This is a genomic window from Streptomyces sp. ISL-1 (assembly GCF_018614585.1).
GTDB lineage: Bacteria > Actinomycetota > Actinomycetes > Streptomycetales > Streptomycetaceae > Streptomyces > Streptomyces maoxianensis.
Genome location: NZ_JAGGOI010000003.1, coordinates 36,218 through 56,533, shown reverse-complemented (window position 1 = coordinate 56,533; position 20,316 = coordinate 36,218). Strand labels below are relative to the sequence as shown.

Below are 20,316 nucleotides of genomic sequence, written 5' to 3'. Positions count from 1 at the left end.
CGGCATGATCGCCGCCCATGAGAGCTCTTCTTGGGGTGGAACTGCCTGGCTACCGACCCGTCGACCATGACGTATGGGCCAATGACGAAGGCGACGTACTGTCGCTGCACTTCTTCGGGCTGCCACCGGACCTGCCCGCGTCGCTCGACGACGGTCCCGCGCTGCGCGCCGCGCTCACTCGCGTGACCGCCGAGGCGGGCGGCGGCCTCATCGAGGCATCGGTCAAGTCACTCGGGCAGCTGCCGGCACTGAAGCAGATACTCAAACTCCCGCTGCCAGCAGGGCCCACCGGCCAGGTGTTCATCGGCAGCTTCACCGTACCGCGCGCCAACTGCAGCGCTGTGGTGAAGATCCAGGCCCCCGAGCACGGCATGACGGGAATGCGCGAGGCCATGGTGATGGCGCAAGTGGGCCACGACAACTACTTCCGGCCGCACCCGTACGCCCCCGAGGTGCAGGGCGGACTGCCATTCCACGCCGCCGACCACGCCCAATGGGACGCGCAGTTCCCGGATCACCCGCTGACCAGGGTGCGGCGCACCCTCGACGCGCTCACCGAAGCGGTCCAGGTGGTGCCGGAATTCGCGGCCCTGCCGCCCTTCACGCCGTAGGGGCCGTGTCACTCCCGGCCGGGTGCGGGGATCGGCGTATGTGCCGGGTTAGCGTGCGCGCATGATGAACGAACCCCCGCCGGCCCAGTCCGGGCGCAGGTTCCGCCTGACCCGCCGTGGCCGGCTGGTCCTGATCGTCAGCGCGGTCGTCGTCATCGTGGCGACCGCGGTGCTGGTGCCGCTGCTGCTGAGGCAGGCCAAGGAGGAGAAGGCATCGCTGCTCATCCCCGAGGGCTGGCGGGCCTCGCAGGTCTACGCGGCCGTCGACAAGGCCCTCGAGGAGCAGCCCGGCACCACCCGGAAGGCCGTCGGCACGGCGAAGTTGACGCTGCCGGCCGACGCCAGGGGCAACCCCGAGGGCTACCTCTTCCCCGCCACGTATCCCATCGACGACAAGACCACGCCGGCGAGCCTGCTCAGTTACATGGTCAACACGGCCAATCAGCGCTTCGGGGCCGACCGCATCAGCAGCGGCGCACAGCGCGGCGGCGTGACGGTTTATCAGGCGGTGAACATCGCCAGCATCGTGCAGGCCGAGGCCGACACACCCAAGGACATGGGAAGGGTCGCCCGGGTCATCTACAACCGGCTCGCCAAGGGAATGCCGCTCCAAATGGACTCGACCCTGAACTATGCGCTGAACCGCAGCACTCTGGACACCACGGCCGCGGACACGAAGATCGACAGCCCGTACAACAGCTATGAACGCCCGGGCCTGCCGCCCACTCCCATCGACAACCCGGGAGAGCAGGCGATGCATGCGACGATCAATCCGACGCCCGGGAACTGGCTCTACTTCGTCACCGTCGCGCCGGGGGACACCCGCTTCACCGCCGGCTATCGGGAGCACCAGCGCAACGTCGAGCAGTTCAACGCCAACCGCTCAAGCGGGGGCAGCGGCCGCTGACTGCCGTCGTACCAGCGCCGGTTCGCCCTCCAGCAGCCGCATGACCTCGTGGACCGCGGCTCGTCCGGCGCGGTTGGCGCCGATCGTGGAGGCCGAGGGCCCGTATCCGACGAGATGGATGCGGGCGTCCCGTACGGCACGTGTGCCATCGACCTGGATGCCGCCGCCCCGCTCGCGCAGCTTCAGTGGCGCGAGGTGGTCGATCGCCGCGCGGAAACCGGTCGCCCAGAGGATCACATCCGCCTCCACGGTCCGCCCGTCGTCCCAGACCGGTCCCGTCGGAGTGATCCGGTCGAACATCGGCTGCCGGTCCAGGACCCCCGACTCGCGGGCGCCCCGAACGGCGTCGTTGATCGGCAGCCCGGTCACCGAGACCACACTCCGCGGCGGCAGTCCGCGGCGTACGCGCTCCTCCACCATGGCCACCGCCGCTCGCCCTACGACCTCGTTGAACGGGCCCTCGCGGAAGACGGGCGGCCGCCGCGTCACCCAGGTGGTGTCCGCGGCCACCTCCGCGATCTCCATCAGATGCTGGGTCCCCGAGGCCCCGCCGCCGACCACCACCACGCGCTGCCCGGCGAACTCCTCGGGCCCGGGGTAGTCCACGGTGTGCAACTGCCGTCCCCGGAACGTCTCCTGGCCGGGGTAGCGCGGCCAGAACGGGCGGTCCCAGGTGCCCGTCGCATTGATCAGCGCCCGCGTCGCCCAGGCTCCCTCCGAGGTCTCCACGAGCAGCCGCCCGCCCTCGCCCTCGCGTACCGCGGAGACGTCGACGGGACGGTGGACGCGCAGATCGAAGCGCTCCTCGTACGCGGAGAAGTACGCGCCGATCACCTCGGAGGAGGGCCGCGTGTCGTCCGCGCCGGCCAGCTCCATACCCGGCAGCGCGTGCATGCCGTGCACCTTGCCGTACGTCAGCGAGGGCCAGCGGAACTGCCAGGCGCCGCCCGCTCGCGGGGCGTGGTCGAGCACCACGAAGTCGCGGTCCGGGACCAGACCGGCGCGCCGCAGATGGTAGGCGCCGGACAGGCCCGCCTGTCCGGCGCCGATGACGACCACGTCCACGTTTCGCGCCCCGAAGTTGTTCACGCTTCTACCAACCGTGCCGGGGCCATGGATCTTCCCGCTGCCCGCTGCCCGCTGCCCGGGCCTCGGCCGTAGCGTGGTGCGCCGTGCCCGAGATCAGCGGGCCCGTCAGGGGCGCCCCCTCGAAAGGGTCGCCGGCTGGCAGCTGCGCGGACCACCTTTCGGGGCGCGCACCGTCCCCCATGCGGTGCGCACCGCCCGCACCTGTCCGCCGTCGACGTCCCGTAACGGTGATGTGCATACGGACCGCCGTACCGGGTCGGGCCACGCGCGGACAACACGCCCCAGCAGCCGAGCCCCAACGACCGTCAGCACTCGATGAGTTGTGGGCCGACTCCGCCGATGTCCGGTGGTGAGCAGAGCCGCACGCGACATGGCGGGTAATGTCGGACCGGTTCCCGATCGGTCCAGGCGTCTCGGTCCCCGGACGCGCGATTCCGCCGGGGAAACGAGACGATGGACCCATGCCCGGACCCTTCACCACCCGGATCCTGAACATCTCCACCGGCTCCGACGAGACGGTGACCGATCTGACCCGCGCCTGCGAGCAGTTCCTCCAGGAGACCTCCGACGGCAGGGACGGCCTGCTCAACGTCTTCGTCCCGCATGCGACGGCAGGCATCGCCATCATCGAGACCGGCGCCGGCAGCGATGTCGATCTGCTCGCCACGCTGCACACGCTGCTGCCGGCCGACGACCGCTGGCAGCACCGGCACGGCAGCCCCGGCCACGGCAGGGACCATGTCCTGCCGGCCTTCGTCCCGCCGCACGCCACTCTGCCCGTGATCGGCGGCCGGCTGGAGCTCGGCACCTGGCAGTCCGTCTGCCTCGTCGACACCAACATCTCTAATGTCAACCGTCAGGTTCGACTGAGCTTCCTGAGCTGATCAAGATCGTCCAGGGGGTGGCCGCGATTTCTCCGTAACCTGCGTGCTCGAAACGGAGAAGCCTTGCGCGGTACGGACCTGGACATGATCGAACGACCCTATGACGGATGCGGAAAGTGCCTGCTCGGCGTGCGGCGGCTATCCCGCATGAAGGCGGCCACGTCGTCACCGGAGCGTCAGAGGGAGGACGTTCTCTCAGCCGCCGCATCCATCGGGGGTCACATCATCGGCTGGGCCGATGACTGGGAGGTCTCGGGCGCAACGGACCCCGTGACACGGCCCAAGCTGGGCCCGTGGCTCCGTGATAAGCGGGGACCGTACGACGGCCTCGTGGCTGCCGCCGTGGACCGCCTCGGCCGCAACGTCGTCGATTGCCTGAACACCGGTTACAAGATGCGCGACGAGGGAAAGTTGCTCGCCACGTACGGTCACGAGGGCCCGTGGGACCTGGATGACCCGACAGACGAGAACCGCTTCACCATGGAGGCGTGGGGCGCGCAGATGGAGCTGCGAGCGATCCAACGCCGGAACCGTAACGCCACCATCAAGACGCGGGCCGCTGGACGGCCCAAGGGGAAACCGTCGTACGGGTTCCAGTACGTGCGACTCGTGATGGGCGGAAAGATCGACCATGTAGAGCTCCACCCGCACGCGTCTACCGTGCTGCGGCTCATCGCTCGCCGCATCCTTGCCGACCCAGAGCGTGTCACGCCCAGCAGCGAGGCTGCCCGACTGAACCGGGAGGGGGAGTTGTGCCCGGCCGACCATCTGGCTGTCATGTACGGCAAGCCAGCGGGGGGCCGCCCGTGGTCTCCGACCAGCTTGCGGAACATCCGAACATCCTTCTGTCCGAGGCTGCTCTCGGCTACTTGATGCACGGGGGCAAACCCGTCATCGACCAAGAGGGGAACCCCGTACGTCTCTGCGAAGGCTTGTGGAACCGGGCAACCCACGAGGCCCTGAAGCGAGTTCTTGCACCCAGCGAGACGCCCTGGGCGGGGCGTCGGTCGAACCGCGACTACATGCTTACGGAAGTGGCGTTGTGCGGGCAGTGAGCCTTTTTCAACCTCATGTTGAGGCGTGGTGAAGGACGAGGACGGCTTTCACGATGTCGGTGATCCGGTTGGTGCTGCAGCGGAGCTTGCGGAGCAGGCGCCAGCCCTTGAGGGTGGCCATGGCCTGCTCGCCGAGGCAGCGGATCTTGGCGTGGCTGCTGTTGTGCCGGCGCATCCACCGCTTGAGTCGGCGGCCCCGAAACGGCACGCGGACTGGTCGGCCGGCGCCCTGGTACGCCTTGTCCGCCCAGCACTTCACGCCTGCCTTGGCGAGCGCGTCGATGATGCCGTGAGCGCGGGCGGCGGTCAGATCGTGGGTGGACCCGGGCAGTGCGGGTGAGGTCCACAAGAGCCGTCCGAACGGATCGGTGAGGACCTGGACGTTCATGCCGTGGCGTTTGTGTTTCCCGGAGTAGTAGGGGGTGTCGGCAGCGATCCGGTCGATCGGCAGCAGGGTGCCGTCCAGGATCACGAACACCTTCGTCCGCACGGTCTTCATCGCCTCATCCAGGGTGGGGGCCAGGGCGGCCAGGACGTCGATGGCCTCGCGTATGTAGCGGTACGCAGTCGCGGTGCCGATGCGGAAGCCGGCGGCAAGCTGGGCGTATGTGTCGCCGCACCGCAGGTGGGCCAGGGCGAGCAGGGCCTGACGCCCGACCGGCAGGCGTCGCCACCGCGTCCCGATCTCCCGCCGCCGAGCCCGGAGCTGCCCCGTCAGGTACCGAAGGGTGTGGCTGGACAGATCAATCGACGACGGGTAGACAAGCACACGAACCTCCTGGCGGACACGGGTGATCTTGGTCGAGAACCCGTCTACCAGGAGCTTCGCTGTTCCGTACAGCCCTAACCCACCAACACCCCGACCACACAGCCAGGTTGAAAAAGGCTCAGTGCTCCCGCCTGTGGAACCGCTGATCCCCGCAGTCACCCAGGCCCATACAGCACTTATGTGACGACAGGACTCCGTCGCTCGACCAGGACGACGTCGCGCCAGACACCGTGGTGGCGGCCGATGCGCTCGCGAGTGCCGATCACACGGAAGCCGGCACGCTCGTGCACGGCGAGGCTGGCTGTGTTCTCGGGGAAGATCCCGGACTGAATCGTCCAGATTCCCGCCGCCTCGGTGCACTCGATGAGCGTCTTCAACAGGGCGGAGGCGATCCCGCGGCCGCGGCCATCGGGGTGGACGTAGACGGAGTGCTCGACCACGCTGGCGTACGCGCAGCGGTCGGAGACGCTGCTCGCCGCGACCCAGCCGAGCACCGCCCCGTTGGTGTCGAGGGCGGCGAAGCGGTGCCTGGGCAGTTTCGCGGTGTCGAACGCCTCCCAGCTGGGTGCGGTGGTCTCGAAGGTGGCGTTGCCCTCGTCGATGCCGGCCTGGTAGATCGCCAGGACCTGGTCGGCGTGCTCGGCGGTCAGCGGCACGATGACCGCGGACGACGGGCTTGCGTGGCTGGACACCTGCGAAATCCCCGTGTGTGGTCAGGCCGCGGTCGCGGCGGTGGTGAGCAACGCGCCCATCGCGGCGAGCACGGAGGGCTCGACGCGGTAGTAGACCCAGGTGCCGCGCCGCTCTGAGGTGAGCAGCCCGGCCTCCTTGAGCTTCTTCAGGTGGTGGGAGACGGTCGGCTGGGAGACGCCGACGTCGGAGATGTCGCACACGCATGCCTCGCCGCCCTCGTGCGAGGCGATCGCGGAGAACAGCCGCAGCCGGACCGGGTCGCCGAGCGCCTTGAACATCTTCGCGGCCGTCTCGGCCTCCTCCGCCGACATCGGGCGTTCGGTCAGCGGCGGGCAGCACGGCGCCACAACCTCGTCGGGTTCCAGCAGCGGCAGCACCTTAGTATTCGACATGCATCTATGTTGACATACGTCGAACTATTCCGGGAGGGGGTCGGCGGGCTCAGCGACGGCCCAGGTGGGCCGCCAGGCGCCGGGCGGCGCGGGCGGCGTCGCGGCCGACGCCGCGCAGCGAGTTGGAGGAGAGGCTGCGCTGCCATTCCAGCCCGACGAACGCCAAACCCGGATGCGCCTCTAGATTCGACGAATGTCTATGTTGACGTTCATCGAAGCAGGTGCCATGCTGGCAGCGCAAGACATTGACAGGCATCGAAACACCGAGGAGTCGTCATGAACGAGCCCGTCGCCCCCGCCACCGAGCCCACCCCCAACTCGCCCGAGACCGCGCCCTCGTGTTGCGAATCGGCCCCCGCGCAGCCCTCCACTAGGGCGGTTCCGGCGGCCGAGGCATCCCCGTGTTGCGGCACCAGCGAGGACGCGAAGGCAGCCGGGGCCTGCTGCGACCCGTCGGCCAAGCAGGAAGCCGTGGCCACCGGTACCGGCTGCTGCTGAACAAGCCGGCTCACACCACCGCCCCCTGCCCTTCGTACGAGTCCGGAGACATGTGATGAGTGAGAGCACCACCGCCGAGCTGCCCGTTGTCGTGATCGGGGCCGGTCCCGCCGGCCTCGCGGCCGCCGCCCACCTGATCGAATACGGCCTCGAGCCCCTGGTCCTGGAGACCGGCCCGGCCGCCGGCGCCGCGGTCCGCGAGTGGTCGCACGTGCGGCTGTTCTCCCCCTGGGGCGAGGTCACCGACCCCGCGGCCGAGAAGCTGCTCGCCCCCACCGGCTGGGTGAAGCCGGACGCCGCCACCTACCCGTCCGGCGGCGACTGGGCCGAGCAGTACCTCCAGCCGCTCGCCGACGTCCTCGGCGACAAGGTGCGCTTCGGCGCCACCGTCACCGGCGTCTCCCGCACCGGCCGCGACCGCATCGTCGACGCCGACCGCGACACCCAGCCCTTCGTCATCCACGTCGATCACGCCGACGGCCGCGAGGAGCGCCTCTTCGCCCGCGCCGTCATCGACGCATCCGGCACCTGGACCACTCCCAGCCCCGCCGGCGCAAGCGGACTCCCGGCGCTCGGCGAGCGGGCAGCCGCCGACCGCATCACCTACCGTGTCCCCGACCTCAAGGATCCCGCCGACCGCGCCCGCTACGCCGGACGGCGCACCGCGGTCATCGGCTCCGGGGCCTCGGCCTTCACCGCCCTGGCCTACCTGGCCGACCTCGCCAAGGCCGACGAGGGCACCGGCACCCACGCCGTGTGGATCCTGCGCCGCGGCATCAACGGCTCCACCTTCGGCGGCGGCGAAACCGACCAGCTCCCGGCCCGCGGCGCCCTGGGCCTGGCCGCGAAGGCCGCTGTCGACCAGGGGCACGCCAGCGCGGTCACCGGCTTCCGCACCGAAGCCGTCGAGCGCGGCCAGGACGGACGCCTGGTGCTGGTCGCCGAGGACGGAAGCCGCCTGGAACCGGTCGACGAGGTCATCGTGCTGACCGGATTCCGCCCGGACCTGTCCTTCCTGTCCGAGATCCGCCTCGGCCTCGACGAACGTCTCCAGGCCCCGGTGGAACTCGCCCCGCTCATCGACCCCAACCAGCACTCCTGCGGCACCGTGTACCCCCACGGCGTGGGCGAGCTCTCGCACCCGGAGCAGGGCGTCTACCTCGTCGGCATGAAGTCCTACGGCCGTGCCCCGACGTTCCTCGCCATGACCGGTTACGAGCAGGTCCGCTCCATCGCCGCCGCACTCGCCGGCGACCAGGAAGCCGCCGAGCGCGTCGAGTTGACCCTCCCCGAGACCGGCGTCTGCGGCGGCGCCGGCCTGTTCGACGAGCCCGACGCCGCCAAGGCCGAAGAGGGCGGCGGCTGCTGCGCGGCCCCCACCACCCTCCAGATCGGCATCGGCGCCCCGGCCACATCCGGCGGCTGCTGAGTCCTCATCCATCCACCCAGCAGGAGGTTCGTCATGTCCCGCATACAGCTCGCCCTCCGCGTCCCCGACCTCGCCGCGTCCATCGCCTTCTACACCAAGCTCTTCGGCACCGAGCCCGCCAAACTCCGCGACGGTTACGCCAACTTCGCCATCACGGAGCCCCCGCTCAAGCTCGTCCTCATCGAAGGCACAGCGGGCGAGGAAACCCGCATGGACCATCTCGGCGTCGAGGTGGAATCCACCGACGCCGTCCACGCCGCCACCGCACGACTGCGCGAGGCGGGCCTGGCCACCGCCGAAGAGAACGACACCACCTGTTGCTACGCCCTCCAGGACAAGGTCTGGGTCCACGGCCCCGGCCAGGAACCCTGGGAGGTGTACGTCGTCAAGGCCGACGCCGACAGCCTGGCCAAACAGGAAGGCAGCACCTGCTGCACCAGCACCGCGCTAGCCGACACGGGCGCGGGCGAGGCGGTCGCCGCCAGTGGCTGCTGCTGACCTGACGATGACCGACCTTCACAGCAGCACCAGCGGGGCCGCGACCGGAACAGGGGACCGGTCGCGGCCTCGCGCCGCGCTTCCCGCCCTGTGCGCCACCCAGATCACCAGCTGGGGCATCGTCTACTACGCCTTCCCCGTCCTGCTTCCGCACCTGACCGCAGATACCGGCTGGTCCACAAGCGCCGCTACCGCCGCGTTCTCCGCCGCCCTGCTCGTCTCAGCTCTCGCTGGGATACCAGTCGGCCGCATCCTCGACCGCCGAGGTCCCCGCGCCGTCATGATCACCGGCTCCGTGCTCGCGGTCGCTGCCATGCTGGCCATCGCCATGGCCCCCAACCTCTACGTGTTCACGGCCGCCTGGCTCGTGGCGGGCATCGCCATGGCCGCCACCTTCTACCAGCCCGCCTTCGCCGCCCTCACGCGTTGGTGGGGCCCCGACCGCGTCCGCGCCCTGACGATCGTCACCCTCGCCGGCGGCCTCGCCAGCACCGTCTTCGCGCCCCTCACGGCAACGCTCGCCGACCACCTCAACTGGCGCACCACCTATGTCGTACTCGCCGTCATCCTCGCCGTCGTCACCATCCCGGCCCACGCCCTGGCCCTGCGCGCCCCCTGGCCTCCCGCCCCACCGACGGCGCCCGCGGCCAGCCGCACGCAGATCGCCCGCAGCCGCCCCTTCCTGCTGCTCACGCTGGCCTTCACCTGCTCCGGCTTCGCCATGTACGCGGTGGTCTTCGGCCTGGTCCCGCTGCTCACCGAACGCGGCGCCGACCCAACAACTGCTGCCTGGGCACTGGGACTCGGCGGAGCGGGCCAGACACTGGGCCGCATGCTCTACGCCACCCTTGCCCGCAGTACCGGCGTCACCACCCGCACCACGATCCTCATCGCCGCCGGCGGAGCCACCACGGCCGCGCTCGCCCTCGTGCCCGGCCCGATCCCTTTGCTGATCCTGCTCGCCGTCCTCGCCGGAGTCGTACGCGGCAACCTCACCCTCCTCCACGCCACCGCGGTCACGGACCGCTGGGGCACGGCCCACTACGGCCGCCTGTCCGGACTCCTCTCGGCTCCGGCCGCCGTGGCAGCAGCCATCGCTCCCTGGACTGGTGCTGCCCTGGCTGGATCGCTGGGCGGCTACGGCGGCCTCTTCCTCGCGCTGGCAATCATGTCCGTCCTGGCGGCATTTCTGGCTATCGCTTCGAGGTATCCCGCCCAGGGCGCTATCGGTTACAGCGCGCAGGTTTCGCCAGCACGACGACGTCGTCAGCAGCCTGCTCAAGATGAGAGATGTCCGGATAATCAGTGACCGGATGCATGGTATTGAGCTGAGGACCGGCCCGACCGGCCCAAACGCCAGCGCCAGCAGGCTTGATCACGGACTGTTGAACCCCGGCACCGCTATGCTTTCCGCAAAAGCGATGGCCTGCGGAAGCGGCCACGAGGCTCCGCCCCAGCACCGGGGACGGAGCCTCTACGCGTCGGAAGGGAAATCCGCTGCGCGGAGGTTCGTCGGCGCGGGCAGCCGTCAGGTCGTGGGTCGATCCCGGGTGCGCGGCGCCGAGAAAGAGCAGTTCGCCGCTGGTGGTGGTCAGAGCCTGGACATTTGCGCCATGGTCGTGGTGCTTGCCGCTGTAGAGCGGGTTGGGGCTGGCTTGCGTGGCCAGGCCGGCGCAGCGCCAGGTCGGGATCAGGGTGCCGTCCAGCAGCAGGCGGCGCTCTGCGCCCGAGGCCGCGATTGCCTCGGGCAGGGTGGGCGCGAGCGGAGCGAGGACCTCGATGCCCTCGTGTGCCGGGCCTGTAGAACCGAGGGACAGCGGGTGGCAGCCTACGGCAGGCGCCAGCCCGCCGGCTCCGCCCCTGCTGCGCCAGCAGCTCGTTCGGGTCGGTACAGCAGCCCGCATATCACAACCTCACCACCGGTTCCCACGTACTGCTGTACTGAGCCGCCCACCAGGACTGGGCCTGGAGACCCCTGGCTATGCTGCGGGTTGTCTTTGCGGAGGTTGGCGGATACGAACAGGGATAATCCCAGCCGTCAGGTCCGGTTGAGCTTCTTCGGCCAGTGAGTCGCTTCGGTGGGACTGCAGAGCGAAAGTCCGGCCGCACCAACTGAACAGCGTGCGAAGCTGCCGCATGGGCTACGAAGGCTGCCAGCAGGTTCTTCGTCTGCTGGGTGGCACACGCGCCGCCCTACGCCTGACAGCCCAAATGTCGGATGCTGGACCAGGTTTCCTGTGCCTGGTCCGCAAATGGCCCCCATTTGCAATGCGCCCACCTTCGACGCCGCATGGTTATGGAGAGGGCCCGTTTCCGTCGGGGCGGGCCCATCCGGTCAGCAGGAGGTCAGACGCGGTCGGCTGCGATGAGGAGGTACTGGAAGGACCCGTCCTTGTAGGAGTTGATAAACGCGTCCTCAATTCCCGTGACCAGCGAAGACGTGGCCCGCAGCTCCCAGTAGGGCAGGGTGTCGGGGGTGAGGTCGACGACGGCCTGTGGCACGAGGCGATTGTCGGCCATGGCGCGCAGGTATTCTCGGCGCGAGTGGATGTTGCACTCGAAGTGCGCGTTGATCTGCGAGACCCACTTCGAGGGCTGGCCGTACCGCGGGTTCCAGCAGCCGGTGATGGTCACGTAGCGACCGCCGACCGCGAGGATGCGGGAGTGTTCGGCGAAGAGGTCGTGCAGGTCGACGTACATGCTCGACTCGTTGTTCCATGAGGCCGCAGCCGACGCGGTCTCGAAAGGCGTGGCGAGCATGTTGCAGACGCGGGCACGGACGTGGTCCTGGAAGCGGAGTTCGCGGGCGCGACCGTTGGCGAAGTCGGCTTGCTTGGCCGACAGCGTGACACCTTCGACCTTGCATCCGAAGCGCTGGTGCGCCATCACCATTGAGCCGCCGCGGCCACAGCCGGCGTCCACCAGGGTGTCGTCACGCCCGATGTCGCCGAGGTGCCCCAGGAGGAACTCGGCCTGCGCCGACTCCAGTCGGTGGAGCTCGGCGATCAGCTTCTTCTCACTCGCGCTGTCCTCGGTGTCGCCGAGTGCGGCGTGGTCGACTTCACCGATGCCGTAGTGGTGGTGGTAGAGGCCGTCGACATCGCCGAGACGCAGGTTCACGGGCCTGGCCTCCCCGTCCCAGTAGCGGGCGATGTCCCCCTGGTAGGGCGTCGCCGGGCGGGGGATGCGCAGGCGGGTGGAGGTGGCGGTGAGTTCGGTGTTGGTCACAGATGCGTCCATTCTCTTACCAGAAGTCGGGCAGGCTGTAGCGATAGGTGTTGGACTGGTGCCAGTAGTGGTTGCCGTCGACCCATGCGGCCACGCCCCGCAGGAAGCGCTGCACATTCGGGGCGGGGCAGGCGGTGGCCAGAGCCGAGGCTTCTGTCTCGAAGTCGTGCATGAGGTCGTTGTGGACCTCGACCGACTTCACATAGGCGTCCCGGTCGGAGAGGCCCTCACGTTGGGCGATCACGACGGGCAGGTTCAGGTGCTGGCCGGGAGCGTCGAGTTCCTTGGTGTACGAGTACAGGTCGTTCACGATGGTCGTCGCGTTCCCCGCGAGAGCGATGACCTTTTGCATGGCGGCCTGGGCATGCAGGTCCGCCGGCAGTTCGTAGCCGCCGACGGTGTCGGTGATGGTTGGGCAGGGGCGGAAGTTGTTGAACTGGCGCATCGCCAGGTACTCCCACACCTCCGGGACGTGGTCCAGCTGGGCCCAGGCTGCTTCGGCGAGGTACCCCATGTGCAGCCGGGCCATGTCGTGCCGGAGCCGGTCCGCCTGGGAGGGGCTGGCCGCTCGGACGAAGTACTGCATGGCGGATCGGTAGGCGCGCCGAGGGGCGTCCGCATGGAGCGACTTCGCCCATTGCGGCTGGTACTCCTCCGTGGTGTGCAGGGGGTCGAGGGCGGTGTGCGCCAGCAGAAGGCGTTCGCCGAGGCCGATGGGTGAGCCCCCGTGGTCCTCGCAGTAGCAGTCATCCACCGCGTTCTCGGCCACCATCAAGCGTGTTGCGAGCATCAGGTGGTCGACGGTGGGCGCGTCCGGATGACAGCCGACCATGTAGCGGCCCACGGAGAAGCCGTCGAACTCCTCCTCCCAGTCCTCGGGATACAGGGCGACCTCGTCCAATGCCCAGGACTTGATCCTTCGGCTGACCTCCTCGACCCGCATCGGGTCGGGCTCGGGGACCGGGTGGTAGTAAAGGCCCGGGACCGGCATGCCTTCCGCCGTATCTGCCGACGGGTCCGAAGGCGTCGGCGGCTCCTCCCGCAGGATCAGGCGCAGGCCCGCCGTGCCCAGGCCGCTCGGGCCACGCAGGATCCGTTCCAGGTCGGCGCTCGATGCCGGCACCTCGGCTGCCTGGGGGTCAAGGGGAGGCGGGGCGGGCGCGGAAATCGCAGGCGGGGCGGGCAAGGAAGGCGCGCAGGGTGGGCTGCCGGTGACGGCCTTGATATCGCAGGCGCGGGCCGCTGCGGCAGCGAGTACGTGCGCCCCGAAGTGGGAAGCGGCCTCTGGCAGGCTCGACTGTGGCGGTGGCAGCTCAGGCGCGGGCATCCATGGCTCCTTGGTGGGGTGGGCGGCTGTCCCGAAGCCCTGCGGGCATGCGCGACTGACCCGGAGGGTCCGGGGTGTCGCACCAAGCCTCTCGGGCGGGGTCCGCTACTTGGGCCAGCGGGCGATCTGCACGTTTTCCAGCACGCCGACCGCGTCCGGCACGAGGATGGCGGCGGAGTAGTAGGTACTGACGAGGTAGGACGTGATTGCCTTCTCGTCGAGGCCCATGAAGCGGACCGACAGACCCGGTTCGTACTCGTTCGGCAGTCCGGTCTGGTGCAGACCGATGACGCCCTGGTTCTCCTCGCCGGTACGCATGACGAGGATCGAGCTGGTCTTTTCCTGTGTGACGGGGATCTTGTTGCAGGGGAGGATCGGGACCCCCCGCCAGGCCGGGACCTGCTGTCCGCCGAGGTCGACGTGGTCCGGATAGATCCCACGCGAGTTGAACTCACGCCCGATCGCCGCGATCGTCCGGGGGTGCGCGAGGAAGAACTTGGAGCCGCGGCGTCGACAGAGGAGTTCGTCCATGTCGTCCGGGGTCGGCGGGCCGGAGTGTGTCTGGATGCGCTGCTTGAAGTCGGCGTTGTGGAGCAGGCCGAACTCCCGGTTGTTGATCAGCTCGTGCTCCTGGCGCTCGCGCAGCGCCTCGATGGTGAGCCTGAGCTGCTCCTTGGTCTGGTTCATCGGCCCGTTGTAGAGGTCGGCGACCCTCGTGTGGATCCGCAGAATGGTCTGGGCAACCGAGAGTTCGTACTCGCGCGGTTTCAGTTCGTAGTCGACGAACGCGCCGGGCAACTCGTGCTCGCCGATGTGGCCGGCCGACATGGCGATCTCCGCCTCGCCGCGATGGTTCTGCCGCTGGCGGGAAAGCGATGAGAACTCTTCGAGGTGGTCTCGGAGGCTCGGCGCTGTGGACAGCACGGCCGCGAAGTCGGCGCGTGACAGGGTGAGCAGCGTGCCCGAGGTCTCGGCGGAGGCGGTGTGCTCCCACCGGGCGTCCTCGTCCAGCAGGGCGTTCTCTCCGAACCGGTCGCCATCGGCGAGTACGTCCAGAGCGACCTCGTCGCCGTAACTGCCGACGGAGGTCTGGCTGATGCGGCCGTGGGCGATCAGGTGGAGCTTGTCCGCGGGCGTCCCGCGCTCGACCAGTGTCTCGCCGATCCGGAAATCGCGTTGGACGCACCGATCGGCGATGGCAGTCAGCACCTCCACGTCGTCGAAGCCGCGCAGCAGAGCGAGTTCACCGAGCTCACGGGGGATCACCCGGACGTCGGCGCCCTCCTGGACGAACTCCACGCTCCCGTCGCCTACGGTGTAGGTCAGGCGACGGTTCACCCGGTAGGCGCCACCCTGGGTCTCCACCCAGGGGAGCATCCGCAGCAGCCAGCGAGAGGTGATCTCCTGCATCTGCGGGGCGGACTTGGTCGTGGTGGCGAGGTTGCGGGCAGCCGCCGTGCCCAGGCTGGATTGCCGGGGCAGCTCCTGTCGCGCTTCCGGGCTCGAGTCAACAGTCATCGGTCAAGCTCTCCTTGGTCAGGGCGGTGACGCGCGTATGTGGACGCCACCGGGCAAAAGGAGGAAAAAGTGGTATGTGAACGGGAATCCGTCCAGATCCAGAGGAACACTAATGGCCGCTTCGCCCTCTGGACCAAGGGAAGTTGCCGACATTAACTCGATGCGATGATCGCGTCCGCTCGATGTTTGTCCGGGTATCGAAGGGATTCGGCCGCGATTGGCGGCGCGTCCCGGCGAGCGGCCGGTGTGGCTCAGGGGTGCGGGACCGACGAGTCGAGGGGCGGCAGAAGTGCCGAACACCAAGGACGTCGCGGGCTATCGGGCCGGACGGGCGACCGCCCGCTGCCGCCACCGTCCGCATGTGTCACGACCGACCTCACGGCACGAGGTTAGAAACGCGACAGGACCCAGTCGGGCAATGGCGACAGCTCCGTACTCAACGTCTCGGTCAGCGTCTGGAGTCGGCTCAACCTCGCCACGACCAGGTGGCGGGCGCGGACCTGAGTCGACCGGCACCGGGCCGTACATACCAAGTAGTTGGTCGACGCAACAACACGGGGTGGCAGCGCCGCCCCCGGACCGTCTCCCCGGCGCGCTTTGCTCACTCGCGTGCGTCGAGCGCGTCGGCGAGGTGCGGGTCGATGTGTCTGAGCGCCGCCACGGCGAACTGGGTCGTGAACTCGGCGGCCGATGCCGGATCCAGCGAGTCGGCGACCAGCGTGTACCGCGCGCCCTCGACGACCAAGCCGACGACGAAGGAGGCGCAGAGCTCCGCACTGGTCCCCCAGGCGCCACGGCCGTGGCGCTTGGTGAAGTACCGAATCCGGCGCGTGATCTCCCGGGTGGCGGCCGACATCAGCCGTTGCCTGGCCTCGGCCGCCGACCCCGTCGCGTGCGCGCCGAAGAGCAGCCGGAATCTCCCCGGATGGACGTCCGCGTAATCGAAGAACGAGGCCACGCCCGCGCGCACCTGCTGTTCGAGCGGGAGGTCGGCGGCTGCTGCGTAGGCCTCGAAGAGCGCACTCGCCAAGGTGTCGGCTGCGAGGTCGGCGCATTTGCCGAACAGGTCCTCCTTGCTGCCGAAGTGTGCGTACAGCGTGGGTTTGGTGGATCTCGCACGTGCGGCGAGGACGTCCATTGTCGCCGCGTGGAATCCGGCCTCGCTGAAGACCGCGGAGGCCGCGTCCAGCATGTCGTCGTCGGTCGGGCGTGCCGCAGGGTGGCGGCGACGGCCCGCTGGACGCTGTGGCGCGGAGCCGGCCTCGGGCGAGTGATCAGCCATGTCCACCACTTTACTTCCGGGTAAACCCGGATTACGATTTTACTCCAGAGTAAATGCGGTTGTGATCGACTCCTGACTGGAGAACCGGCCAGGGCCTTGTGGAGGCTTTCATGCACCACACTCACCTCGTACAGCCCGCCGCGACCGCCGCAACGCGCCCCGTCCCTGCCCCGTCCCTGGGCTTCGCCCCCGACCGGGAGCTGACCGTCGCCGGCCCCTGGCGGCTTCCGCGGGCTCCGGACGCCTGTGGTCAGGCCCGCAGAGCGGTGTGCAGCACCCTGGCCGACTGGGGCCTGGACCATCTTGCGGACACGGCCGAACTCCTGGTCAGCGAACTGGTCGGCAATGCGCTGCTTCACGCGTACGGTCCCGTCCGCCTCACCGTGGTACGCCGCGAGGTCATCTGTTGCCAGATCCGAGACGGCAGCCGGGAACTGCCGCAGCTCCGTTCGGCGCGGACCACCGACGAATTCGGCCGCGGCCTGCATTTGGTTGACCTGATGGCGAGCAAATGGGGTGCCGATCCCACACCCTGGGGCAAGGAAGTCTGGTTCGAACTTCCGGAAGCGACGGATTCCCTCGGTGGAGGGTGGCACTGACGGGGCGCCCTCGCGCGTATCGAGCCGCGCTGGGTTGCGGATCTCCCGGCGAGTGGGGCGGTACAGCTTCCGATTGGTCAGCTGAAGAAGACGAACCGCGGGAGCGGCCAAGGCCCTCTCCGAGGCCATTGCCGCCCGGTTCGAGCAGATCAAGCGCGATGGGGAGGGGCGTGAAGGGTGGAGGTCAGCCGTTGAGGAGCCCGGCTTCGACGACGGCGCGGCCGAAGGGGCTCGCGAGTTCGGCGAGACGTTCGCAGTCGGCGTCACCCAGGGCAGCGTAGGCGGGAAGGGCCAGGCGGTCGGTGCGGTCCTCGATGTGCTGGCGCAGGCGTACGCCTTCCGGGCTCAGGGAGTCGCCGTCGAGGAGACCTCGCGTGCGCAGGCGCTCCTCGGTGTTGGCCCACTCCTCCTCGGGCCACGCGCGGCTTACCTTGAGGAAGTCGACGGGAACCTCACCGGTGGCAGCGTGCAGAACCAGGGCCTCCAAGCCCCCCACGCCCTCGCTCAGCAAGCACGCGACATGGCCGTCTCCACGGAACTCCCGGAGCAGCGTCTGAGCGTGCCACAGCTGCAGGACCGGTTCTTCCGGCCAGGGCAGCGCGGCATGCGCGGCGAACAGCGGGCGGCCCTGCGCGTGTTCGCAGGCCGCGTCGGCGGCCCTGCAGGTCAGCGCCAGGACCTCGTCGAAAGCAGGGAGTTCGTGGATGCCGGCTCGTCGCAGGGCCTCGCATGCGGCGGCGTGCCGCGCGTCCAGCACCTGCTGCGGCGTCACCGCGTCCCAGACCCCGTCGACTGCTTTCCGTACGAGACCGGGGTTGAAGTTGTAGAAGGTCGAGATGACCAGCTCAGCGGATGCCCGGCCGAAGGCGGCGCTCCGGGAGGCGAAGTACCCGGCCCGTCCGCTCAGTCCGAGGTCCGCGTACCGTCGCCTTCCCTCGGGGGCGAAGTAGATCATGCCGTGTACGGGCTCGAGTCGGCGCCAGGCTGTTCGGGCTGTCTGCATGGGGTCACCTCTTCTGAGAGTCGACAGAGGGGGTATTCGCTGTGGTTCCGGACTCGCCGTGCGCCCGCAGATGTTCGAGCAGCAGGCGGCTCAGCGTTTCGGGCGCCTCCTCGGGGACCCAGTGGCTGACGCCCTGGAGGGTCTCGAACCGGTACGGCCCGTTGACCCACTGCCCGGTCTCACGCGCGGCCGCCGGGCCGAACGCGCTGTCCTGCGTGCTCCAGACATACAGCGTGGGCACCTCGATGACGCCGATCGCGCCGTCGGGGCGGCCGGCCCGGTACCAGTTCAACGCCGCGGTGAGAGCACCCGGCTGGGAGAGGTGACGCACGTAGGCCTCAGCACTGGCCTGCGGGACCTTTCCGGTGTAAGCGGCGCGAAGCGCCTCGGCATCGCCTGCCAGCATGCGCTCTTCGGTCGCGGGCGTTTCACGCCAGGCGATCATGTACTGCGATCGTTCGCGCTGGTCCTTGTCGGTACGCAGGGTGGTGGCCAGAGCGCCGGGGTGCGGGGTCGAGACCACCGTCAGGGTACGCACGCGGTCGGGGTGGGCATCGGCGGTCCACCACGCCACCGCGCCTCCCCAGTCGTGGCCGACCAGGTCGAACGACCCCCAGCCCAGTTCCTCCGTGATCGCGACCACATCGTCGACCAGGACGTTCATGCGGTAGTCCGCAGGCCGCTCGGGGCGGGCCCCGGGAGAGTACCCGCGCTGGTCGGGTGCCACCACCCGGTAGCCGTGCGCGGCGGAATCCGCGATCTGCCGTTGCCACACCAGCCGCGTCTGCGGGAAGCCGTGGAGCATCAGCACCGGGCGGCCCTCGGGCGGACCCGCCACGGTCGCGTCGAACACGCCCGCAGCGGTGGAGATGCTCAGCTCGGTCACGATCCGCCCTTTCATACCGACTGGTCGGTCAGCCTTAAGCTGCGGAAGAGGATTGTCAAGGTCGAGAACACGCGCACTTCCCGCAACGACAGCCGCGTGCCGCCATCCCTGAGATCTGATCTGTTGAACTTGACATCGAATTCAACTATAAAAGATCGCGAGGCCGGCTCCCGTCACCCTGCGGCCGTGGCGCACGTCATCGGTGACGGAGGGACGGTCACTAACTGCTCACAGCGCCCCGGTCGGCGTTCGGCTCCGCCTACCGGCATCGAGCCCGGCCAGCCGGCATCGAGCCCCAACCGGTATCGACTCCGGCTCACGGAGCTCGGGATTCCAGCCCTGAAGTGCCCAGACGAACCGGACCGACAGGAAGTAGTGAGGCGACATGAGGGAAGCAGTCATCGTTTCGACGGCACGGACGCCGACCGGGAAGGCGTACCGCGGCGCGTTCAATGACACCCAGGCGCAGGAACTTGCCGCCCATGCCCTCTCGCACGCGGTGCAGCGCGCCGGGCTCGAGGGAGGCGAGGTCGAGGATGTGATTTTCGGCTGCGCCATGCAGCAGGGGTCATCCGGTGGCAACGTCGCCCGCCAGGCCGCTCTCCGTGCCGGACTTCCGGACTCTGTGTCGGGGATGACGATCGACCGGCAGTGCTCGTCCGGCCTGATGGCGATTGCGACGGCCGCCAAGCAGATCGTCGGCGACGGCATGCAGGTCGCTGTCGGCGGCGGTGTCGAGTCGATTTCCCTGGTGCAGAACGAGCACATGAACACCCACCGCATGACGGATCCCTGGCTGGTCGAGCACAAGCCGAGTATCTACATGCCGATGTTGCAGACGGCGGAGATCGTCGCCGAACGCTACGCCGTGAGCCGGGAACGACAGGACGAGTTCGCGCTGGTGTCACAGCAGCGCACTGCGGCGGCGCAAGCGGCCGGGCGGTTCGACCAGGAGATCGTCGCGCTCGACAGCGTCAAGAAGATCCTGGACAAGCAGTCCGGGGAGGTGCGGGACGAGGCCGTGACCCTCACCCGGGACGAGGGCAACCGCGCGTCGACCACACTCGAGGGCCTGGCCGGGTTGGCGCCGGTGCTGCCGGACGGTCAGGTGACCGCGCATTCCAGCGTGACGGCGGGCAACTCCTCGCAATTGTCGGACGGGGCTTCGGCGTCGGTGTTGATGGAGTCGAAGGAAGCCGAGCGCCGCGGACTTGAGCCGCTGGGCGTATACCGGGGTATGGCCGTTGCCGGTTGCGGGCCGGACGAGATGGGGATCGGTCCGGTGTTCGCCATTCCGAAACTGCTGAAGCAGCACGACCTCACCATCGACGACATCGGTCTGTGGGAAGTCAACGAGGCGTTCGCTTCCCAGGCGCTGTACTGCCGTGACGAACTGAACATCGACCCGAAGCGGTTCAACGTCAATGGCGGCGGAATCTCGGTCGGCCATCCGTACGGAATGACCGGTGCCCGCCTGGTGGGGCACGCCCTGATCGAGGGCAAGCGCCGTGGCGTCCGATATGTAGTGATCTCGATGTGTGTCGGCGGCGGAATGGGCGCAGCCGGGCTGTTCGAGGTCGCTCAGTCCTCATGAGAATCGGCGGACCATCGCTGCCTCGCAACGGCCGGTGGGAAGCCGGCCGCGGTC

At 68.9% G+C, this 20,316-nt stretch carries 20 protein-coding genes and 1 pseudogene; 9 read left to right on the top strand and 12 right to left on the bottom strand.

Annotation, left to right across the window (positions count from 1 at the left end):
- Positions 1-17 precede the first annotated feature (17 nt).
- Entirely contained in the window at positions 18-611 is a 594-nt protein-coding gene (locus J7E87_RS01360) for a hypothetical protein (RefSeq protein WP_215089061.1), read from the top strand.
- Positions 612-672: 61 nt separating this feature from the next.
- Complete coding sequence (mltG, locus tag J7E87_RS01355) at positions 673-1,518, top strand: endolytic transglycosylase MltG (protein ID WP_215089060.1); 846 nt, start codon at positions 673-675, stop codon at positions 1,516-1,518.
- Here mltG and J7E87_RS01350 read toward each other — a convergent pair.
- Complete coding sequence (locus J7E87_RS01350) at positions 1,495-2,607, bottom strand: NAD(P)-binding domain-containing protein (RefSeq protein WP_215089059.1); 1,113 nt, start codon at positions 2,605-2,607, stop codon at positions 1,495-1,497. The genes mltG and J7E87_RS01350 overlap by 24 nt on opposite strands.
- A gap of 461 nt (positions 2,608-3,068) precedes the next feature.
- Between J7E87_RS01350 and J7E87_RS01345 the strand changes: the two genes are divergently transcribed.
- Positions 3,069-3,491 (top strand): secondary thiamine-phosphate synthase enzyme YjbQ, encoded by a 423-nt coding sequence (locus J7E87_RS01345; RefSeq protein ID WP_215089058.1) that lies wholly within the window; start codon positions 3,069-3,071, stop codon positions 3,489-3,491.
- An 84-nt stretch (positions 3,492-3,575) separates the two neighbouring features.
- The gene (locus tag J7E87_RS34700) at positions 3,576-4,364 is read left to right on the top strand and encodes a recombinase family protein (protein WP_251016810.1); all 789 of its coding nucleotides are present in this window, start codon (positions 3,576-3,578) and stop codon (positions 4,362-4,364) included.
- A 195-nt stretch (positions 4,365-4,559) separates the two neighbouring features.
- Here J7E87_RS34700 and J7E87_RS01335 read toward each other — a convergent pair whose 3' ends face one another.
- The 4 genes and pseudogenes from J7E87_RS01335 to J7E87_RS01320 form a co-directional block, all read right to left on the bottom strand.
- Positions 4,560-5,315 carry a transposase family protein gene (locus J7E87_RS01335; protein ID WP_215089057.1) on the bottom strand — a complete coding sequence of 252 codons (756 nt, stop codon included), beginning with the start codon at positions 5,313-5,315 and terminating at the stop codon, positions 4,560-4,562.
- A 176-nt stretch (positions 5,316-5,491) separates the two neighbouring features.
- On the bottom strand, positions 5,492-6,007 hold the full coding sequence (locus tag J7E87_RS01330; RefSeq protein ID WP_374195118.1) for an N-acetyltransferase family protein: 516 nt from the start codon (positions 6,005-6,007) through the stop codon (positions 5,492-5,494).
- A gap of 21 nt (positions 6,008-6,028) precedes the next feature.
- Positions 6,029-6,400, bottom strand: a complete 372-nt coding sequence (locus J7E87_RS01325) for a helix-turn-helix transcriptional regulator (protein ID WP_215089056.1) — start codon at positions 6,398-6,400, stop codon at positions 6,029-6,031.
- A 49-nt stretch (positions 6,401-6,449) separates the two neighbouring features.
- Positions 6,450-6,575, bottom strand: a pseudogene (locus tag J7E87_RS01320) (FAD-dependent oxidoreductase); the annotation flags it as partial.
- A gap of 378 nt (positions 6,576-6,953) precedes the next feature.
- Here J7E87_RS01320 and J7E87_RS01315 point away from each other — a divergent pair.
- The 3 genes from J7E87_RS01315 to J7E87_RS01305 are packed head-to-tail and all read left to right on the top strand — an operon-like array spanning position 6,954 to position 10,134.
- The gene (locus J7E87_RS01315; protein WP_215089055.1) at positions 6,954-8,327 is read left to right on the top strand and encodes an NAD(P)-binding domain-containing protein; all 1,374 of its coding nucleotides are present in this window, start codon (positions 6,954-6,956) and stop codon (positions 8,325-8,327) included.
- A 33-nt stretch (positions 8,328-8,360) separates the two neighbouring features.
- Positions 8,361-8,825: an ArsI/CadI family heavy metal resistance metalloenzyme gene (locus tag J7E87_RS01310; protein WP_215089054.1), complete on the top strand. Its 465-nt coding sequence runs from the start codon at positions 8,361-8,363 to the stop codon at positions 8,823-8,825.
- A gap of 7 nt (positions 8,826-8,832) precedes the next feature.
- Positions 8,833-10,134: an MFS transporter gene (locus tag J7E87_RS01305; RefSeq protein ID WP_215089053.1), complete on the top strand. Its 1,302-nt coding sequence runs from the start codon at positions 8,833-8,835 to the stop codon at positions 10,132-10,134.
- On the opposite strand, the gene J7E87_RS36365 is transcribed toward J7E87_RS01305, so the two are convergent.
- The 5 genes from J7E87_RS36365 to J7E87_RS01280 form a co-directional block, all read right to left on the bottom strand.
- A complete protein-coding gene (locus J7E87_RS36365; protein WP_215089052.1) occupies positions 10,049-10,729 on the bottom strand; it encodes a transposase family protein in 681 nt (226 codons plus the stop codon). The two genes, J7E87_RS01305 and J7E87_RS36365, sit on opposite strands and share 86 nt — an antisense overlap.
- A gap of 442 nt (positions 10,730-11,171) precedes the next feature.
- Complete coding sequence (locus J7E87_RS01295; RefSeq protein WP_215089218.1) at positions 11,172-12,053, bottom strand: geranyl diphosphate 2-C-methyltransferase; 882 nt, start codon at positions 12,051-12,053, stop codon at positions 11,172-11,174.
- A 16-nt stretch (positions 12,054-12,069) separates the two neighbouring features.
- A complete protein-coding gene (locus tag J7E87_RS01290; RefSeq protein WP_215089051.1) occupies positions 12,070-13,380 on the bottom strand; it encodes a family 2 encapsulin nanocompartment cargo protein terpene cyclase in 1,311 nt (436 codons plus the stop codon).
- 105 nt (positions 13,381-13,485) lie between these two features.
- Positions 13,486-14,898 carry a family 2B encapsulin nanocompartment shell protein gene (locus J7E87_RS01285; RefSeq protein WP_215089050.1) on the bottom strand — a complete coding sequence of 471 codons (1,413 nt, stop codon included), beginning with the start codon at positions 14,896-14,898 and terminating at the stop codon, positions 13,486-13,488.
- Between the two features lie 601 nt (positions 14,899-15,499).
- Positions 15,500-16,180 carry a TetR/AcrR family transcriptional regulator gene (locus J7E87_RS01280; RefSeq protein ID WP_215089049.1) on the bottom strand — a complete coding sequence of 227 codons (681 nt, stop codon included), beginning with the start codon at positions 16,178-16,180 and terminating at the stop codon, positions 15,500-15,502.
- A 110-nt stretch (positions 16,181-16,290) separates the two neighbouring features.
- On the opposite strand from J7E87_RS01280, the gene J7E87_RS01275 reads away from it, so the two are divergent.
- Positions 16,291-16,779: an ATP-binding protein gene (locus J7E87_RS01275; protein WP_215089048.1), complete on the top strand. Its 489-nt coding sequence runs from the start codon at positions 16,291-16,293 to the stop codon at positions 16,777-16,779.
- Positions 16,780-16,963: 184 nt separating this feature from the next.
- Here the strand turns inward: J7E87_RS01275 and J7E87_RS01270 are convergent, their stop codons facing one another.
- Together J7E87_RS01270 and J7E87_RS01265 are read right to left on the bottom strand one after the other, a co-directional pair.
- A complete protein-coding gene (locus tag J7E87_RS01270) occupies positions 16,964-17,782 on the bottom strand; it encodes a hypothetical protein (RefSeq protein WP_215089047.1) in 819 nt (272 codons plus the stop codon).
- A 4-nt stretch (positions 17,783-17,786) separates the two neighbouring features.
- On the bottom strand, positions 17,787-18,668 hold the full coding sequence (locus J7E87_RS01265; RefSeq protein ID WP_308312803.1) for an alpha/beta hydrolase: 882 nt from the start codon (positions 18,666-18,668) through the stop codon (positions 17,787-17,789).
- A gap of 385 nt (positions 18,669-19,053) precedes the next feature.
- Here J7E87_RS01265 and J7E87_RS01260 point away from each other — a divergent pair, with 385 nt between their 5' ends.
- Positions 19,054-20,262, top strand: a complete 1,209-nt coding sequence (locus J7E87_RS01260) for an acetyl-CoA C-acyltransferase (protein WP_215089045.1) — start codon at positions 19,054-19,056, stop codon at positions 20,260-20,262.
- Positions 20,263-20,316: the final 54 nt, after the last annotated feature.

Coding starts and splice junctions, on each gene's coding strand:
- J7E87_RS01360 (WP_215089061.1), top strand. CDS start 18: ATGAGAGCTCTTCTTGGGGTGGAACTGCCTGGCTACCGACCCGTCGAC.
- mltG (WP_215089060.1), top strand. CDS start 673: ATGATGAACGAACCCCCGCCGGCCCAGTCCGGGCGCAGGTTCCGCCTG.
- J7E87_RS01345 (WP_215089058.1), top strand. CDS start 3,069: ATGCCCGGACCCTTCACCACCCGGATCCTGAACATCTCCACCGGCTCC.
- J7E87_RS34700 (WP_251016810.1), top strand. CDS start 3,576: ATGATCGAACGACCCTATGACGGATGCGGAAAGTGCCTGCTCGGCGTG.
- J7E87_RS01325 (WP_215089056.1), bottom strand. CDS start 6,400: ATGTCGAATACTAAGGTGCTGCCGCTGCTGGAACCCGACGAGGTTGTG.
- J7E87_RS01315 (WP_215089055.1), top strand. CDS start 6,954: ATGAGTGAGAGCACCACCGCCGAGCTGCCCGTTGTCGTGATCGGGGCC.
- J7E87_RS01310 (WP_215089054.1), top strand. CDS start 8,361: ATGTCCCGCATACAGCTCGCCCTCCGCGTCCCCGACCTCGCCGCGTCC.
- J7E87_RS01305 (WP_215089053.1), top strand. CDS start 8,833: ATGACCGACCTTCACAGCAGCACCAGCGGGGCCGCGACCGGAACAGGG.
- J7E87_RS36365 (WP_215089052.1), bottom strand. CDS start 10,729: ATGCGGGCTGCTGTACCGACCCGAACGAGCTGCTGGCGCAGCAGGGGC.
- J7E87_RS01290 (WP_215089051.1), bottom strand. CDS start 13,380: ATGCCCGCGCCTGAGCTGCCACCGCCACAGTCGAGCCTGCCAGAGGCC.
- J7E87_RS01285 (WP_215089050.1), bottom strand. CDS start 14,898: ATGACTGTTGACTCGAGCCCGGAAGCGCGACAGGAGCTGCCCCGGCAA.
- J7E87_RS01280 (WP_215089049.1), bottom strand. CDS start 16,180: ATGGCTGATCACTCGCCCGAGGCCGGCTCCGCGCCACAGCGTCCAGCG.
- J7E87_RS01275 (WP_215089048.1), top strand. CDS start 16,291: ATGCACCACACTCACCTCGTACAGCCCGCCGCGACCGCCGCAACGCGC.
- J7E87_RS01270 (WP_215089047.1), bottom strand. CDS start 17,782: ATGCAGACAGCCCGAACAGCCTGGCGCCGACTCGAGCCCGTACACGGC.
- J7E87_RS01260 (WP_215089045.1), top strand. CDS start 19,054: ATGAGGGAAGCAGTCATCGTTTCGACGGCACGGACGCCGACCGGGAAG.